Origin of the sequence: Lentilactobacillus parakefiri, from assembly GCF_002157585.1 — a bacterium.
In the GTDB taxonomy this organism is placed as follows: domain Bacteria; phylum Bacillota; class Bacilli; order Lactobacillales; family Lactobacillaceae; genus Lentilactobacillus; species Lentilactobacillus parakefiri.
Genome location: NZ_BDGB01000044.1, coordinates 46,959 through 65,177, shown reverse-complemented (window position 1 = coordinate 65,177; position 18,219 = coordinate 46,959). Strand labels below are relative to the sequence as shown.

At 45.0% G+C, this 18,219-nt stretch carries 13 protein-coding genes and 1 pseudogene; 7 read left to right on the top strand and 7 right to left on the bottom strand.

Going from position 1 to position 18,219, the window contains the following annotated elements; all coding sequences use genetic code 11:
• Positions 1-20: 20 nt before the first annotated feature.
• Positions 21-984: pseudogene (locus LPKJCM_RS04330) on the bottom strand (linear amide C-N hydrolase).
• A gap of 153 nt (positions 985-1,137) precedes the next feature.
• On the opposite strand from LPKJCM_RS04330, the gene LPKJCM_RS04325 reads away from it, so the two are divergent.
• The 3 genes from LPKJCM_RS04325 to LPKJCM_RS04315 all read left to right on the top strand — a co-directional run bounded on the left by LPKJCM_RS04325 (position 1,138) and on the right by LPKJCM_RS04315 (position 5,887).
• On the top strand, positions 1,138-3,849 hold the full coding sequence (locus LPKJCM_RS04325) for an MMPL family transporter (RefSeq protein WP_057962531.1): 2,712 nt from the start codon (positions 1,138-1,140) through the stop codon (positions 3,847-3,849).
• Between the two features lie 290 nt (positions 3,850-4,139).
• Entirely contained in the window at positions 4,140-4,631 is a 492-nt protein-coding gene (locus tag LPKJCM_RS04320; RefSeq protein ID WP_057962532.1) for a C40 family peptidase, read from the top strand.
• A gap of 152 nt (positions 4,632-4,783) precedes the next feature.
• On the top strand, positions 4,784-5,887 hold the full coding sequence (locus tag LPKJCM_RS04315; protein WP_057962533.1) for an acyltransferase: 1,104 nt from the start codon (positions 4,784-4,786) through the stop codon (positions 5,885-5,887).
• Here LPKJCM_RS04315 and LPKJCM_RS04310 read toward each other — a convergent pair.
• The 4 genes from LPKJCM_RS04310 to LPKJCM_RS04295 all read right to left on the bottom strand — a co-directional run bounded on the left by LPKJCM_RS04310 (position 5,879) and on the right by LPKJCM_RS04295 (position 9,283).
• On the bottom strand, positions 5,879-6,748 hold the full coding sequence (locus tag LPKJCM_RS04310; protein WP_087069553.1) for an alpha/beta hydrolase: 870 nt from the start codon (positions 6,746-6,748) through the stop codon (positions 5,879-5,881). The genes LPKJCM_RS04315 and LPKJCM_RS04310 overlap by 9 nt on opposite strands.
• Entirely contained in the window at positions 6,748-7,980 is a 1,233-nt protein-coding gene (locus LPKJCM_RS04305) for a PTS transporter subunit EIIC (protein WP_057962535.1), read from the bottom strand. Before LPKJCM_RS04305 ends, LPKJCM_RS04310 begins: the two co-directional genes overlap by 1 nt.
• A gap of 175 nt (positions 7,981-8,155) precedes the next feature.
• Entirely contained in the window at positions 8,156-8,602 is a 447-nt protein-coding gene (locus LPKJCM_RS04300) for a GNAT family N-acetyltransferase (protein ID WP_057962536.1), read from the bottom strand.
• Positions 8,603-8,620: 18 nt separating this feature from the next.
• On the bottom strand, positions 8,621-9,283 hold the full coding sequence (locus LPKJCM_RS04295; protein WP_057962537.1) for a histidine phosphatase family protein: 663 nt from the start codon (positions 9,281-9,283) through the stop codon (positions 8,621-8,623).
• Positions 9,284-9,444: 161 nt separating this feature from the next.
• Between LPKJCM_RS04295 and LPKJCM_RS04290 the strand changes: the two genes are divergently transcribed.
• Genes LPKJCM_RS04290 through LPKJCM_RS04280 form a run of 3 tightly spaced genes read left to right on the top strand, consistent with a single transcriptional unit; the run spans position 9,445 to position 14,662 of the window.
• Entirely contained in the window at positions 9,445-11,589 is a 2,145-nt protein-coding gene (locus LPKJCM_RS04290; RefSeq protein WP_057962538.1) for an LTA synthase family protein, read from the top strand.
• A gap of 14 nt (positions 11,590-11,603) precedes the next feature.
• On the top strand, positions 11,604-12,383 hold the full coding sequence (locus LPKJCM_RS04285) for a potassium channel family protein (RefSeq protein WP_057962539.1): 780 nt from the start codon (positions 11,604-11,606) through the stop codon (positions 12,381-12,383).
• A 17-nt stretch (positions 12,384-12,400) separates the two neighbouring features.
• A complete protein-coding gene (locus LPKJCM_RS04280) occupies positions 12,401-14,662 on the top strand; it encodes an ATP-binding cassette domain-containing protein (protein WP_057962540.1) in 2,262 nt (753 codons plus the stop codon).
• 314 nt (positions 14,663-14,976) lie between these two features.
• On the opposite strand, the gene LPKJCM_RS04275 is transcribed toward LPKJCM_RS04280, so the two are convergent.
• Complete coding sequence (locus LPKJCM_RS04275; RefSeq protein WP_057962541.1) at positions 14,977-15,972, bottom strand: NAD(P)/FAD-dependent oxidoreductase; 996 nt, start codon at positions 15,970-15,972, stop codon at positions 14,977-14,979.
• Positions 15,973-15,982: 10 nt separating this feature from the next.
• Positions 15,983-17,065, bottom strand: a complete 1,083-nt coding sequence (locus tag LPKJCM_RS04270; RefSeq protein ID WP_057962542.1) for a PrsW family intramembrane metalloprotease — start codon at positions 17,063-17,065, stop codon at positions 15,983-15,985.
• Positions 17,066-17,213: 148 nt separating this feature from the next.
• Between LPKJCM_RS04270 and LPKJCM_RS04265 the strand changes: the two genes are divergently transcribed.
• Complete coding sequence (locus tag LPKJCM_RS04265; RefSeq protein WP_057962543.1) at positions 17,214-18,170, top strand: nucleoside hydrolase; 957 nt, start codon at positions 17,214-17,216, stop codon at positions 18,168-18,170.
• The last annotated feature ends 49 nt before the right edge of the window (positions 18,171-18,219 follow it).

The window sequence follows — 18,219 nt, the reverse complement described above, 5'->3', positions numbered from 1 at the left end:
CCGCTAATATCCTCAATACATTAGTTTAACTCATTAAAGCTGATTTGGTCAGCTACTTTGAAAAATTTTACTTCATTAAATTCGATCAGCTCATCGGTCAGCTGAACTTTGGCGACCGACTTGGCATGATATGGCTGATAGTAGTAGTTGCGGCTTTCACAACAAACGGCCGCCCGGTAGACGGAATAAGTCGGCTGGTGTTCCTTACTCTTTGGCACATTAACTGCATCCAACAAATGCCAGCAGTTATCAACGGCTTCATTTTCGTTTCCGGGGACGTCAATTCTTTCCTTTAAGTAGGCTGCCCGAATGAATCTTGATCCCGGGGAGTATGAACCCGGGGGAATTGATTTGCCAGATACGTTACCGGTGGTCACCCGTGGTGTATTGAGCGGAACCGTTCCATTCATAAAGTCCGGTGTGAAGTCCAGATACTTGTTCAACTTCTCAATCTGTCTGCCGAAGTGATTGCTGTTGGTCAAGACCCCCAGTGGATTTTCAATCATTTCAATCGGCGTCGTCACCGGTTCAATCACGACGATGCGGCCAGTCGGATCGCTGGCAGCAAAATGCAGTTCACTGTGACCATACTTCATCAAGCTATACTTGTCAGCCATCAGTTCAATTTCTTCAACATGTGCCTCAATATCTTCAACCGATCGGTAATTGGACAGCAAAAAGAATGATAGCTCGAACGGTGCCAAATGAATTTTATCTTCACCCGGTGTCTCAACAAGCTGACTGCCATTCGTAAACGTTAGCTTTTGAACAGCCAAGCCAAATTCATTAACGCCATCTGACATGTCAATTCGCCTGGCGTGCTGGTGGCCAGAGCCCAGCGTGGCATACTTAGTGACGTAACGTTTGTCATCATATACTGAATGCCACCCATAGTGACGGGGGACAAAAACGGGGGAAGCCCCCAGCGTTGGCCAATACATGGGCGCCGTCTTCTTGGCCAATTTGAAAAATACTCGTACACACGTTTCGAACCTCCCATCAATCACCGATTCATTTACACAACAATTTTCTCAATATAACACAAAACGCCTAAAACGTATCGCACTAGGCCTTATAAAATGGTAAACTCTTAATATATGAGCCTTTTTCACACATACATATTTAGGGGACGAATCAATGAAGGAAACTATCGCAAAATTACACAAAAATCGCCTATTCACGCTGTTAGTATGGCTGATTATCACATTTATTGCAATTATAACCGCTCCAAACGTCACCGACACGCTTCAGACGTACAGTCAGCCAACCTTTTCTAAAGGCTCTCAGCCGGCACAAGCCCAACAGCTTCGAAAAGATTGGGGCTATAATCTTGCGAAGACATCAACCATTAACGTGGTCTATACGAATCCACACGGCAAGATTACTCATCAACAGCAGACTAAGATTGACAATACGTTAAATAAGCTGAAGGCGCACCAATCATTTTATAGTATTAAGAAGATCGTGACTGTCAATACCAATGTCGCAGGCAGACAGCAGTTACTGTCAAAAGATGGCTCAACTCAGAATGCGATGTTGGACATTGATGCTAAAAGCAGTACGCTGCGGGTTCTCACCAACGAATTGGTCGGAGAAGTCCAGGTCAATGGCTTGAAGTCCTACGTTACCAGCCCCGAAATTGTTCGCGACGTCAATAACCAAAAGACCGCCCAAGTCACCAACATTGTCTTGATCACTTTATTTGCCGTGTCAATGCTGATCGTTGGGATCTACTTCAGATCGTTATTCGCTCCGATTATTTCTTTCATCACCCTCTTTGCGGCATTCACCACTTCATTCAGTCTCTCAACCACATTGGCAAAGCATTTTCACTTTGCTTTCACCCAATACACGCCACTTGAAATTGGCATCGCCACGGTTGTGATTGGCACGATTTGGAACATTTACATTTACCGTAAGCTCAGAAGCGTCCTGGCCCTCCAACGAGAAGCACGCTACGCTACGCAACAGACGATCTCTGACCTGCGATTCCCAATCACAATTGTCGGGAGTGCCTTGGCGATGATCTTCGCCTGCTGTGGGTTTATCAACTACGATCAACTGAGGTCACTGTGGGTTCTTGGCATTACGTATGTTGTCTTAATGTTAGCCGTCCTAACCCTCAACGCCGTTTTCCTGGCGGCTTTAGGTGAAAGTATCTTCTGGCCGTCCAGTGCACCCTTAAGCGCCATGAAGTCCCACTTTTGGAACCGGGCAACCGACTTTTCACTTTGGCAGCCAATTGCCGCTTTTCTCGTCGTCCTTTATCTGACCCTACCATTTATTTACTTTTACCATACCAGCTTGAACTTTTCACCAATGACTAACTTAACCCAGACAAATCAAGCGGTTAAGGGTGCCCACGTTCTCCAGGCTCATTTCACGCAGGGAAAAGCAACTCCAATCACGATTTACCTGAAGAATGATCGACCGTTAGATAACGAAAAATATCTCCAGCATTTAGACCAGTTAACCACCAAGCTTCAGCATACAAAAGGTGTCAGTGCCGCTTATTCTTTGACACAGCCGAGTGGCATGCCAATTGAGAAATATTACGTTTCCAATCAACTTGAGTCCATCGGTTTGAACGCTAAGCAGGCAACGGGACAGCTCTCTCAGGCTTCAAACGGCATCCAAACCAGCGGCAGCAACCTGAATTTGTCAGGTCTCAAGCAGCAGGTCAAGGCCATGCAGAACTTGGTCAAAAAGAGCAATCAAATTGTTGAAGATAGTTCGAGTTTGGCCTCGCAAGTCAACAGCGTCGCTGGAAATGCCAGTGTAACTGTCCAGCAAGGCGCCTCTCGCAGAGTTCGCATGTATCAGCAGAAAATCAACGAATTGAACCAGTCACTGCAAAGCGTCTCGGCTGGTATCAACCAGTTGAATGCTGAGGGATCCGTCATTCAAAACTACGGCCAAAACAGTGCTAACAATCTTCAAAGTTACAGTCAACAAATTAGTCAAGTTCAAAGGCAATTGAAGCAGGTTAGTTCTCAGGTGAATTCCTCAACTGACCAGCTGAACAACATTTATGACTACTTAAACGGGTTACAAAAATCCGGTGCTGCCAATGTCTATTACATCACCAAGGCCCAGTTGGCTGATACCGACTTCCTGCAGACAATGCTTAATTACACCAGTCAAGACAAGTTGATAACGACCATCCAAGTTGTCATGAAAAGCGCCCCATCCAGTAAAACCAATCTGAATCAGGTTAAGATGCTGGAAAACCAAGTTAATCTACAGTTGAGAGGAACCCCGCTTTCTTCAGATCAGGTTGCCTTTACAGGCGAACCGATTACTCAATCAATCAACCAATCCAAACTCAATCATCATTTAATGACGCTTTTGGCAATTGTGATAATTGGCATTCTCTTAACTGTCTTTGCTGTCAGTCGTGCCATCCTGCAGCCGCTTTATTGGACTGTTGCGTTCATCATGTCTTCAATCACTGGTTTTCAATTAACCTATTTGACGATGCATTACGTCACTGGCACCAATCAATTTGACTGGCAGGTGCCAATCCTTTCAATCAGTATTCTCACCGCAATTGCTGCCTGGCAGATTATTGCCTTGGGATTATCGTTTAGATACACTGAACTGTCGCTTCTGGAATGGCTTCGACCAACCATGGCCAGTTATGGCAAGATTGTCCGCTATATCCTGCTGGTCGTCATTGCATTAGCGATCGGCCTCACGTTTGGCGCTTCCTTTGCAATGATTGAGACGGCACTAATTGTGATCTACACCGTTTGTGTCTATTATTTAATCCTGCCAATGATCGTCACTTCAATGGGCAAGTTAGCCGTCACCTTACCAAATAAAGATAATCTTTTGAAAAATAAATAAAAAATTGATTAAGATTTTCAATTCTAAACCGTCATCTTCAAACAAATTTAAGCAACTTATTTTCGCTGATTCTTAAAAACGGCGTCCAATTCAACTTGGGCGCCGTTTTTATTTGCTCAATTACAAATGCTTTCGCAACAGTCTATGAAAGCGCTCATTCACAATCTAAGTTACCAATGTTTCAACTGCCATACGACATTTAACTGCATTGCAAATTGTTTGTTACACTTCTGCAACAATTCATTGGTATTATTATCACTGTAGATTTGATAGGGAGTTGTTGATAAAAAATGAAATTACATACAAAAATATTACTAACTTTAGTCGCATTGTTCACATTGTCATTCGCCGGTTTCCAAGATGCTCAGGCATCAAAAGCTCCCGACACTGATGCCTCATATTCAGCAGTTTATAAAGTTGCTAAGCAAAATCTAGGCAAGCCATATGTTTATGGTGCAACTGGTCCTTCAGCCTTTGACTGCTCCGGTTTTACCAGTTACGTTTACAAGAAGGCTGCCAGTGTTACGCTTCCTCGCACTGCTCAAGCACAATATAACGCCGGCCAGAAAGTTTCATATAAGAACCTGCAAAAAGGTGATTTAGTATTCTTCGGCTGGAGCGCAGCATCAATTTCTCACGTTGGTTTATACATTGGTAACGGCAAGATGATCGATGCTCAAAACCGCGGTGTGATTACTGAAACTGTCAAAGCACCATGGTGGAATTATGTTGGTTCTGCTCACGTTGTTAACTTTAACGAAGACGACGATACCGACGATTAATCTTTCTACCACATAGACACATAACAACAATTCAATCAACTATCACTTAAAGAGACTGGAAACATTCATTTGTTTCCAGCCTCTTTTTGTTATTCTAAATTTACTTTTACTTGGTATATTGGTAGTAAACAATCCTTCAAGGAGTTAAGAACATGAATTACGGAATCAAGTCCCCCAGCACGCCTGACATCGGCGACTATCTGAAAGTCTTTGCCTGTACCGCTGTCATGCTGCAAACAATTTTGGCCCAAGGGCTTCAAACCCATCCAACCATCAATGTCCAGATTGGCATTGGTATCAGCTATAATCTAATCAAATTCACGGCACCGGCGTTCATCACCGGGATCTTGTATACAACCATGCGGGTCACCCACGACACTGATTTGAGCTACCGGGGCTATCTCCTGCAAATGTGGCATTCGTTGTTCATCCCCACAATTGCTTGGACGTTCATTTATTTGTTGATCATGCCGAATGTCCAACAAGTGAGTCACTACCAATCGATCGGCAGCTTTGTTTGGCAATTCGTCAATGGCAATGCAGCTCCACACCTCTGGTACAATTCGATGATGCTGCAATTCATCGTTTTAATGCCGTTTTTCTGGTGGCTGGCCAGCTGGTGTGGGCAAAGCAAACACCGGGGACAGTTGGTTCTGCTGGCAACCTTGGTGATCCAATTCATCTGGCTGATCTTCTACGACCAACAAGTCTTTCACGGACCACATGCCAACAAGTGGTACCTTTTGGACAGAATATTTGTCAGCTTCTTGTTGTACGCAGTCATTGGTACGCTGTCATGGCAGTACCACCAAAAAATCCATCGCTTCTCTCAAAAATGGTGGTTGATGGCGGTTATTGCCGTTTCCGCCTTCATTTGGACTAACGCCGAATTATTTGCCTTTCGGTTCCCCATTCACCTGACCAACGCCCCCTACTACAAGCCGTCAATGACCCTCTATGATATGAGTATGATTGGGCTGATTGCTGCTTTAGGCAGCTACCAGCTCACCCGCCAACTCCCAATCACTCACTTAATCCACCGCTTAGCGAATTATGCCTATCCGGCTTTCCTGTCGAACGTCTTTTGGAATCAGCTGCTTTGGTGGGGATTTGGCAACGCACTGACGAACCGGCGCCCCGTCCTTGGCATTTTAGTCGTATATGTCGGCACATGGTTACTGTCCTTGGCATCCGCAATTGTCATTCATAAGAGCTGGGCCTGGCTTAACAGACGCTTTCGGAGACGCTCAGTTTAACCGCGGTTCATTTTGTCGCACCCTTGGAACCTTTTTGGAGTGGAGAATATATCGATTAATCAAGTCAACAATCTGTTTATTCTCTGGTAAATCAGAGTGTTCGGCATTCGACCCAGAAACCGTGATGGTCGTAAAGTGGGCAACCTCCCCCTGAAAGACGTACCTGCCGGCGGCAACGCTCACCAGTGGCACCAACCCATCAGAAGTGTAGTTCTCGGTTCCGGCGACTGAATAAACCGTCAAATTATTGGGAAGCTTGCGTCTATTCTTGATGAAATCAGATAACATTTGCGTTTTATTATCAATCGATCGTTCATTGAAGTTAAATGGCGACCCAATCGTCATCAGTTTGGTCATCCGAACGTCATTTGAATATTGTGAAAAATAGTTTTCCAAAAAGACGGTGTAAATTAAACCACCATTAGAATGCCCGACCGCTTTAAAATTATTAAAATCGAGTCTGCTGACCAAGGTATGAAAAATCACGTTAAACTGGCGTGCCTGCTGCTTAATATTGCTATAGCCATCCTTGTTGTTTTGAAAGCCAACCACAATGACTGGCTCATTGTCACCAGGTCTGATTCGACCAGTAAAGTGAAGTTTGTCATTGTTCATAATCTTGACCTTCAACAAACTATGCGGATTTTCTCGATGGCGGTTAATTTCGCTGACCAGCCCATCAAAACGATTCTCAGTGGCTGAACTCCCTGGGATCATAATAACCGGGGACAATTGCGAATTATGATGTCGCGTTAACTCACTGACGTTTTGGTTAGACCATTGGAGTGAGGCAACTATCAAGACGATCGACAGCAATCCTCCAAAGATGGCCCACAGCCAGATTTTAACGGTTCGTTTCATCATTGCTCACCCCTATTTTGATCAAGTCGATCATACAGTTTGACAAATGGCATATAAATCAACACATCAATTAAGATCAAAAACGCACCAAGGATTAATGCCAGCCAATTGCCGTTGGTCCCTAAAAAGCCAATCAAAGGCCCCGGCGCACCAGCCGGCACAGGATACACGGCGGCTGGAATCCATTTAAGCGCTAAAAAAACGGCGGCAACAATCATATTAACCAGCGGTGCCAACAAAAATGGGATTAGAAATACTGGATTATAGACAATCGGAATCCCCAGCATCATCGCGTAATTATTATTAAACAGGGCTGGAAAAATGGACCACCTAGACACAGTCAAGAAACGCCGCCGTTTGGAAAAAATCAAAATCGCTATAATCATTGCCAGAACCGCACCATTACCACCGAAATTGGCAAAGCTATGAAACAGGGTAACGTCGGTATACTGGAACGGAACGTTGAAAGCCGACCCGGTTTTGAGCGCATGATTTAAATTAGCCAGCTCAGCCGGATCGGTAAAGGTCGGGTTTGCGGAAAACGGCCCACCAACCGCCATCCACGACAGCAGATCAGTCAAAAGACCCATCCCGACAACATAGGAAAGAGCGTTGGCCGAAACAGCATGCATGACAGTTGATGAAATGAACGATTGGACTTCCGGGCTCCTAATGAAGCTGACAGCCACATTGACAGCAATTGACAAAACCGCCACCAGGAGTAACGGCCAAATAATCTGGTAAGATCTCAGCCCCCGCCGTTTCTCAAATGTCACGATGATGCGTCCAACAATGTAGCCAATCATGAGGGCGATTAACAGCCCCTGCCCCATCAAAGTGCGATTGAAAAGCAGTTGTCCATGGCTATGCGGCTGATAGGTAACCATCAAAAACGCCAATAGACCGATGGCGCCCGAAAGAGCCGATGTTTGCCTCCCGTACGCTTTAGTCGTGCTGTAGGTAACGCCATATGCGCCATATAGTGCGATCATATCAACTGTACAGTGAACAATCAGTCCCAACAGTTGCGAAATTTGTTTGGCGGCGGGCAGCCATTTGGTAATCCCAAAGATTGTCGCCACAAAACCACTCGGCGTTAAAAAAGAATATTTTAAGACTTCGGCAAAACTTCCCAGCAACATAATTGGGAACAAAAGCGCCAAGGTTTCCTGAATCACCCCGGCAAACTTGCTTTGATAAGCTTTCATTGAATGGGCCATTAATCGATCCATGCCAATCCCCCCTGGAATCGTTCATTTAATCACTCTTATTCTGTTTTATTTGGCCATTTTGTCAAGCAAAAGGCCACTTTGCTATCATGGCCTTGACCGACTCAATACCAAAAAAAGATCCAAACGGCTTGAATTGACCGTTTGAATCTCACTCGTTAATATTGTTAATCTAGACTCATTCATGATTGCCAGCAGCCGACTGAGCTCGCCGCATATTCACGTGGGGAATGCCCACCTCTTCAAACGGCTTTCCGTATTCCTCAAACCCCAGGGTTCGATAAAAGCCAACCGCAGTTTTTTGCGCACCTAGATAAAACATCTGGGCATCTTCAAACATTGGTTGGTTCAGCAAGTATTCCAGCAGCTGCTTGGCATAGCCTTGATGTCGGGCAGTCCTTTCGGTTGCGACCCATTGAATATGGACACCTTCTTTGGTGACGGTGGTTCTCGCAGTCACCACCGGTTCACCATCTACATAACCAACAAAATGAATGGCATCGGAATCAGTGCCGTCAAATTCAGCCGTTTCAGGAATCCCCTGTTCCTCGACGAAGACATGATGACGGATTGTTCTGGCATCTTGATAAATTTGATCCAATTGATCAGTTAATTTAATCTCCACATTTATACCTACCTCGTATTAGGATTGCTGATTAAACGAAACAACTTGAATGTCATCTCCGTCAACGGTAAGCTTCGTCAAACTGCCGTTGGCTGGCCGCTCAGTCACATCAAATTGACCCTTGCCATAGCGTTCCACAATACTCAGCAAGGTGTTACCATGACTGATTAACAGGACATTGTCGCCATCCTTAATATCCGGGTTCTGCTTGATCAGGTCAAATCCCTGGTCTAAACGCGTCCAGTATTCCTGGTTGTTTTCAGCTTGGTGGAAGGGATCCGCTTCCTTCAAATAATCCTTCGCTTTACCAATGGAATATTTTTCAACAATATCTCTGAAGGTGGGCAGTCCATGGGGGGCGCCTGCCAAATACCAGGCCTGGCTCATATCGTTACCCTCAAAGTAGCCGTAGAACTCCTCACGGAAAAACATTGAGGTGATCGGGGCATCAATGTCTGAGGCGTCATTTTTGTCTAGAATTGTTTGAGCCGTCTGTTCTGCCCGAGTGGTATCACTGCAATAAGCCGCAGCAAACTTGGTGTTTTTTAATTTTTCACCAGTATCAACCGCATTTTGAATACCTTTTTCAGTCAGTGGCGAGTTACTCCACCCTTGTAGTTTGTTATAAATGTTAAAGTAGGTCTGACCGTGACGAACCATGTACAAATTAAATTTACTCATGATGACACATCCTTTACCCTTAATACGTAAAGTATAACAATTTTTTGAGAATCCGCGCACACCAATCAACTTAAGATTTCTGCAAAATCACTTGATTTTTAATATTTCTGCGCTTTTTTTGATAAGATGAAACAAGTAATTATTGTAAGGAGCTTACTGTTTTGAAATATTTAAGCTGGGCCTTGGAAAAATGCAGCACTCGAAAAGGGTTCATCGTTTTATTAATCATTTGCTTTTGGGCCAAAACTATGTTGGCCTATTTTGTCGACCTCGGACTAGGAATCACCAATCCCTTTCAATTTCTCATTGTCTTGATTAACCCACTGGCAACCACCACTTTACTGTTAAGCATTGCGCTTTACTTCAAGAAGAGCCGGTTCTTCTATCCTCTGGCCATCTTGATTTCAATTTTGAATACGGTTTTGCTATATTTAAATGTGATTTACTTTCGGGAATTTACTGATTTCATGACCGTCAGCACCATGACCGGCTACTCGAAAGTCAACCAGGGGCTCAGCGGCAGTTCACTGGCGCTAACCAACGTCCATGATATTCTTTATTGGATTGATCTGATTGTGATTATCGGGTTGTTGGTCTTTCGGAAAATTAAGATCGATCCACGGCCACTCAATCGCCGGATTGGGCTGGCAGTGACGTCATTTTCGGTGCTCTTTTTCGCCGTTAACTTGTCATTAGCCGAAATGGATCGGCCCCAACTGCTGACTCGGACCTTCGATCGTGCTTACATAGTCAAATATCTCGGCTTGGATGCCTTTACGGTCTATGATGGGCTGAAGTCACAGCACAATAACGATTTACGGGCCACGGCCACTAAATCAGAATTAAACGACGTCTTAAAATTCACCCGCAAGCACTATGCAAAGCCCAATAAAAAGTTCTACGGGATTGCCAAGGGTAAAAACGTCATTGTGATTCACCTGGAAAGTTTCCAGCAATTTTTGATCGGCAAGAAAATCAACGGTCAAGAAGTCACGCCATTTTTAAACAAGCTTTATAAGAGCAAATCTTCCTACGCCTTCAAGAACTTCTTTCACCAAGTTGGTCAAGGAAAGACCTCTGACGCCGAAAACATGCTGGAGACCAGTACTTATGGCTTACCTCAGGGATCGTTGTTCGCCCAGCTTGGCAGTGACAACACCTTCCAAGCCGCTCCCGCCATCTTAAAACAGCGCCGTGGATATACCAGCGCTGTCTTCCACGGAAATATTGCGAGCTTCTGGAACCGCAACAACGTTTATAAGAACATGGGCTATCAATATTTCTTTGATGCCAGTTATTACAACACCACTGGTGACCGCTCCTTAGGCTATGGCTTAAAAGACAAGCTGTTGTTCAGAGATTCCGTTAAGTATCTTCAGAATCTTCAACAGCCGTTCTACGTCAAATATATCACCGTTACCAACCATTTCCCATACGATTTGGATAAGGAAGATACCAATTTCAAAACAACCAATACCGGCGATGATGTGGTGGACAACTACTTCTTGACCGCCCACTACCTCGATCAAGCCGTCCATGAGTTCTATAACTACCTCAGAAAAACCGGCCTGCTCAAACATTCCTTGATTCTGCTTTATGGTGACCACTATGGGATTTCCAACTCGGAAAACACCAATTTGGCCAAGGCATTAGGCAAGAATCCTGACGACTGGAATGATTTTGACAACGCCCAACTTCAGCGGGTACCATTGATCATTGACGTGCCTGGTCAAAAAAACGGCTTTGTGTCTAAAAAATATGCCGGTGAAATTGACGTCCTGCCGACTTTAATGCATCTCTTAGGTATTAGCAGCAAGCGCTACGTCCAATTTGGTACCGACATTTTATCCAAACAGCATGACCAAGTAGTGGCCTTTAGAAATCAGGATTGGGTCAGCCCAGCGTTCACTTCGTTGAGCGGCGACATTTATTCCAATAAGACTGGTCAGCTCTTGAAGTTAACCAAGCGCCAACAGGCTCAAGTCAAGAAGGACAAGGAACGGGTTCAGACTGAACTTTCGCTGTCGGACTCGTTAAATGAAAAGAACCTTTTGCGCTTCTATCATCCTAAGGGCTTTACCGCCATCGATCCACGCAATTACAACTATGCCGACCTTTACCAAAAAGAAAAGCGGATTGAGAACCGCTTGGGTAAGAAGTCAACCAGTATCTACTCCAAGAACGGCGATAAATCGACTTGGAAGGAATACTTTACCGACGCGCCGGAAATTCACCATAAAACAACTGACAGCAACCGAATCAAGATTACCAATCCAGATGCAAATAATAACGACAGCAGCCGTTAAGGGGGAAATCTGAGATGAAACAAGCTACTAAGGAAACGCCAATCTTACTTTATAATATTCTTGTGGTTTCATTGGCACTGGTTTCCTTTGTCTTGGCAATTCTTGCCCTTACGACTAAAATTACCCTCAGTAAAGGGCCATACCGAGTGATTTTTGCACTCATATGGCTCTTTTTCCTGATCGACTATTTGATTCGTTTCAAACGGGCCAAGTCAAAAAAGGATTTCTTAATCTCCAATTTGTTTGACCTAATCGCACTGATTCCCTCCCACCCGATTTTTATCTTCTTTCGGATTGCCAGAATCTATTCGATCGTCCGCTACTACAATCTTTTGTGGCGGTTCGGCTTATCGGGTAAATGGACTACCGCCCTGCACAAATTTCTTTACGATACCGGCTTCATTTACCTATTATCCATTAGTTTAGTCATCCTTATTTTCAGCTCGCTGATTTTCGCCTCATTTGAACATGATTCTCTCCAGAATTCTCTGTGGTGGGCTATTTCAACGGCCACCACAGTTGGGTATGGCGATATCACGCCAAAAACCGATGGCGGCAAAATCGTTTCGGCCATCTTGATGCTTGGTGGAATTGGTTTTATTGGTTTATTAACCTCAACCATTACCGACTTCTTTACATCACAGGACAATCACGATGACCAAACCGATGCCCTCAAGAACTTAACGAAGCAGGTCAATCATTTGTCCAGGCAAGTCAACCAGTTGCAAAAAACACTCAAAAAAACTGAGAACGACCAAAAGCTGTCCTCAGTTAAAAATCACAAACGTAAGTAGGAGGTTCTTAAATAGCCATGTTCGAGAAGGGCGCCATTGAAGTTCACGATGCTTATCAAAACAACTTGAAGCACGTTGATTTGAAGATTCCAAAATATGCAATTACCGTTTTTGCAGGACTATCCGGTTCTGGCAAATCATCACTGGTGTTTGACACCATCGCTGCTGCTTCCAGACGGGAACTTAACGAGACGTTCCCCAGCTTTACCCAGCAGTATCTACCCAAGTATGGTCAACCACACGTCAAAAGCATCGCGCATCTGCCCGTTGCGATTGTCATTGAGCAAAAACGAATCGGCAAGAACGCCCGCTCAACCTTGTCAACATACACAGGCATTTATTCTCTGCTGCGCTTATTATTTTCACGGGCCGGCAAACCGTTTGTCGGCTATTCAGACACTTTTTCGTTCAATCTGCCTCAAGGAATGTGTCAACAGTGCCAAGGCTTAGGCTACGTTGACGACATTGACGCCAAGGCGTTGATTGACCCTGAAAAGTCGTTGAATGAAGGGGCGATCACTTTTGTAAGTTTTGGTCCAAACACCTGGCGTTGGCGGCGATACGCATATAGTGGATTATTCGATAATGACAAACCATTGAAAGATTACACCAAAGACGAAATGGACACGCTGTTATACGCGCCGCAGCACCAGTTGAAGAACGCTCCCGCAAAGTGGCCGCGAACGGCACTATACGAAGGGATCGTTCCGAGAATTCGCCGCTCAATTATTGGCAAACGCGAGGCTCAACACCATAAAGAAGCCCTGGCAAAGATTGTCACCAGAAAGCCCTGTCCAGCCTGCCATGGCACTCGCCTGCGCCCTGAAGTATTAACCTGTATGATCAATGACCAGAATATTGCCGACGTCTTATCGATGGACTTAGTTCACGCTTTAAAGTTTCTCCATGCCATCAATGTTCCATTGGTCTCAGACGTCATCCGCGAAGTCGCAACCAAGATTCAATCGCTGATCGACATTGGGCTGGGTTACCTCACCCTGGATCGGAGTACCGAAACCCTTTCCGGCGGTGAGACACAACGCATTAAAATTGCCAAATTTTTGACCAGTTCGCTGGTGGACATGGTCTATATCCTGGACGAACCCAGTGTTGGCCTGCATCCTCATGATATTCAACTGATTAAGAATGCCCTGATCAACTTGAAGAACAAAGGAAACACGATCATGGTCGTCGAACATAACCCCGAACTGATTCCAATTGCCGACTACGTGGTGGAAATTGGTCCCAAAGCTGGCCGTGGCGGCGGTCAGGTGACCTTTACCGGTACTTATGACCAACTGCTGAGTGGGCACACGATGACCGGCGAATACCTCAAACAACCGCTGACATATCGCAACCCAAGACAATTTAAATCAACAGTTTCGCTCAAAGACGTGACAACTCATAATCTAAAAGGCGTCAGCGTCGACATCCCACTCGGTGTTGAAACGGTCATCTCAGGAGTCGCCGGTTCAGGAAAGAGCTCGTTAGTTGATGCCTTACGACCAAAGCTCCATGAGCCTTACATCGACCTGGCTCAGGGGGCAATTGGCACTAATATCCGCTCAACGCCAGTCACCTACCTCGACATTTTGGATGATATTCGAAAAATTTTTGCCAAAGTTTCCGGAGCTTCCACCAGCCTTTTCAGTTACAACGGAAAAGGTGCCTGCCCCCGATGCAAAGGAAAAGGCGTTACGATTACCAACATGGCGTTCATGGACCCGGTTGTTCAAAAATGTGAGATGTGTGACGGCAAACGTTACAATGACGAGGCGCTTAGCTACTTGTATCATGGCAAGAACATCAGTGAAGTCCTCAACATGCCGATTGAATTAGCAATCGATTTTTTCAAAGATGTCGACAAGATTAACGACAAATTAATCAACATGCAAAAGGTCGGCTTGGATTACCTCACCCTCGGCCAGCCACTCACGACCTTGTCCGGCGGTGAACTGCAGCGATTAAAGTTGGCCGTTCAATTAAACAAAACCGGCACCATTTACCTACTGGATGAGCCAACTGCCGGCCTGCACATGAAAGATGTCGCCAAGCTCATCAAATTATTTGATGAATTGGTGGCAGCCGGCAACACCCTGATTATCGTTGAACACAACCTGGAAGTCATTAGTAAGGCGGACTGGCTGATTGACGTCGGCCCGGATGCCGGGATATATGGCGGTCGGATTCTGTTCTCCGGTATCCCGAAAGATTCTCAACAAGAATCAAAATCTCGGACTGGCCAGGCTTTGAAACAGTATAATTTCGATAGAAAATAAAAGAGTGGGGATTAAAGCGGTTAGTTTCCAGAATATAAGCCAGCGATCCGAATATCCCGGTTTTGGATATTTGGATTGCTGGCTTATATTCTGGAAACTGCTTTAAGTCCCACGTTTTCTGCTATAGAATATTCAAAATGATAAAGTACGGATTAGTCGTTAATGTATGTCAACTTACATCCCCCTTATATTGATAAAACTTGGTACAAACGGCTGATCCCGGCCATTTAATGCAATCAGGCCCTCACTCCTGTTTTTGGAATGAGGGCCTGATTGTGTTAAATTCTGGGATCAAAACGCCTTTTTCCCCAATCTTATTTTCTAATAGATGTACTATGAATCGGACCTCTGCGATCCGGATACAAGCTTTTCATAATCGAATTAACGGCAATGGGTGCCTCGCCAAAAGCAGCGGCGATCAGTGGCTGTTTGCCTTCGTACTTTGAAACATCCCCAATCGCAAAGACGTTCTGTAAATTCGTCTTGCCGCTGGGCTGAACTTCAATGATGCCGCGGTTAATCTCCGGATGCGCCTGCCATTTATTCAACGCATCATCTTGGGCAATGAAGCCGTAGTTGACGACAATCTTGTCAACGGCCAGCTTCTTGATCTCTTCGGTCTTCATTTTCTTTGCTTCGACTTCCACTTGACCATTATTCAATTGGGTGAGGCCTTTAATCAGATAAGGGGTAACCGGTTCAATGGTCGATTGGATCAATCGTTCAACGTTATGTTCCAAAGCTCGGAACTTGTCCCTTCTGTGCAGCAGGTAGACCTTTTTGGCCACCCCGTGCAGGAGCAACGCCTCATCAATGGCAGAATCGCCACCACCGGCCACCAGCACCGTTTGATCACGAAATTGATCCAAGTGTTTGACACTATAAAAGAGACTCTTGCCTTCAAAATCCTCACTGTTATCAACTGCTAACTTGCGCGGATTAAAGGCACCGACCCCACTGGCAATGATGATTGACTTCGTCTTAGTCACTTCTTGGTTGGTGGTGACCTGATAGCCACCTTCAATCTGTTGTACATCGATCACGGTTTGATTTAATTTAACGGCCGTATCAGAGCCGCTGAGCTGTTTCTCTAATTCATCGACTAATGTTCTTCCCTTAATGCTTGGATAGCCGCCAACGTCTAATATTGTCTTCTCAGGGTATAATGCGGTCACTTGACCACCCATTTCGGCCAAGCTTTCAATTATTTGGGTCTTCGCGTTCCGCAATCCGGCATAAAAACCGGCAAACATCCCCGCTGGGCCGCCGCCAATAATGGTAATGTCATAAAAAGAATCAACTTCTGTCATCAGAATCCTCCTAGCGTTTATTCACGATTTTTTTCTGCTTGCTTCGATGAATGATGATCTGTTGGCCCTGAAGCGTCTTGACTTCTCTCAAACCCGCGTCAATCATGACAAATATCAAGAACCAGCCGATCACAATATCAATGAATTCCTGCAATAATGATACGCCAATTCCAGTGTTGGGGATATCCCAATCCCAAAACGTGTGCAAACAGACCGTCACAAGAAAGAAGATAAAAAACTTGGGTTTGGTAAAGAAGTCCCGCACGGTAAACGGCTTTTTGCGCACCTTGCCGAGAATCACGGCACCACCAATAACTGCCGCCCATATTGCATGGGTCCCGATTGCCTGAAAACTGCGGGTAAAAATCGTAACCAGTCCGTACTCACTTACGTAACCGGAACTTTCAAAAACGGAAAAGCCGGCTCCAATCGCCGCCCCAATCAACACCCCATTGAAGATATAGTTGGCTTTATAAGTGTTGATGAACAAAATAATCACAACGCACTTAGCCAGCTCTTCGACGACCCCGACAATTAAGGCAGACTCAATGCTGACTTCGGTCCGAATCGGCAGAATTAGATAAAAGGTCATCGTCACAATAAGCGATAGAATCCCGCCCACTAAAAAGATGACCATCGTCTGCCGAACAGAAATATTTTGGTAGACGTTGATTTCAAAAAACATCATCATGAGTGAAAACGGCACCGCCAAGGATCCGATAAAAATAATTCCGGGAATCACCTTGTTGCTTTTAAAGACAAACAGCAAAGCCACCAGCATGACAAAACTGATCGCCAAAACCAAGAACACCCTTGTAAAGAACCATGGTGTCACCGGTCTACTGGAGACTTTAAGCAGACTCGGTGTCGTACTTTTCGTGCCCACGATAAATAAGCGATCTGCCTCATCTCGGGTGTGCCGCTTAAAAACCTCCGAAAGCATCCGGGATAAATGAATTTCAACCGGGCTGTTAGGCTCGGACTCCCCCAGGTGTTTAGCAATGTTATCATCCAAATTATCATAATTTCGACGAACACCGGTCCACACCAGCGAGAAAAAATGACTACCAATACGCTTCACACTTTTTTTCATAATTTACTCCTATGGTTGATACCATTAAGCGTAACTTACAAATTAATGGGTTTCAAGGTCGAAGCGGAATTGAGTTTCCAATTAAATTCGGTTATGATTAGGTAAAGGGTTTTCATCCTTGATAATACACAAACGGAGGTAGTTCTGAATGGCTCAGAAAAAAATGATTCTTGACCTGGATACCGGTATTGATGATGCAATGGCAATTGCCTATGCCGTCGCCGATCCAGACGTTGATTTAATTGGTATTATCGGTTCATACGGTAATGTGTACGTTGAAGATGGGGTACAAAATTCACTGAAAATTCTTGAGCTCTTGGGTGCAACGGACGTTCCGGTCTACCAAGGACTATCACACTCATCTGAATCCGATCATTTCGACAGAATGCCGGTTAGTGCTCAAATTCATGGTGAAAATGGTATCGGGGATGTCCAACTGCCCGATCCAAAACGTCAACCCGAGACTGGCGATGCCATTGATTTCTTCATTGATGCCGTTAAACAATATGGCAAGGATCTCATTTTGGTGCCAACCGGCCCGTTGACCAATTTGGACGCTGCCATTAATAAGGCCCCGGAAATCACCAAAGAAATCGGTAATATCACCATCATGGGTGGTGCCGTTACCGTTCCCGGCAACGTTACCAACGTCGCTGAGGCTAACATTCAACAAGATGCAACCGCCGCTGACCACGTCTTTAGAAAAGCCCCACTGACTCAAGTTGGCTTGGACGTGACGCTTAGAACCCTGCTGACCTATAAAGAAACTCAACAGTGGCGTGATCTCCACACCAAATCGGGTGAGGCGTTCGCTGACATCGTCGATTATTACATTAAGGCCTATGAAGTCACCAGCCCGGATCTTCACGGCTGCGCCCTTCACGACCCATTTGCGGTTGGCGTGGCAATTAACCCTGACTTCGTTCAAACAATCGACTTGAACATGTACGTCACAACTGATGAAACCTATTACGGCCGAACCACTGGCGACCCTGCCCGTTTGGATGATCCAAATACCAACGTTAAGGTTGCTGTGAACGCGGATGTTCCAGCCTATCTGGATGCATTTATGACGCATTTGACCAACTTATTCAGCAAGCATTAATTTAACTAAAACGACACAAAAAATAATCTAGGATTAGCGCTAGTTAGAA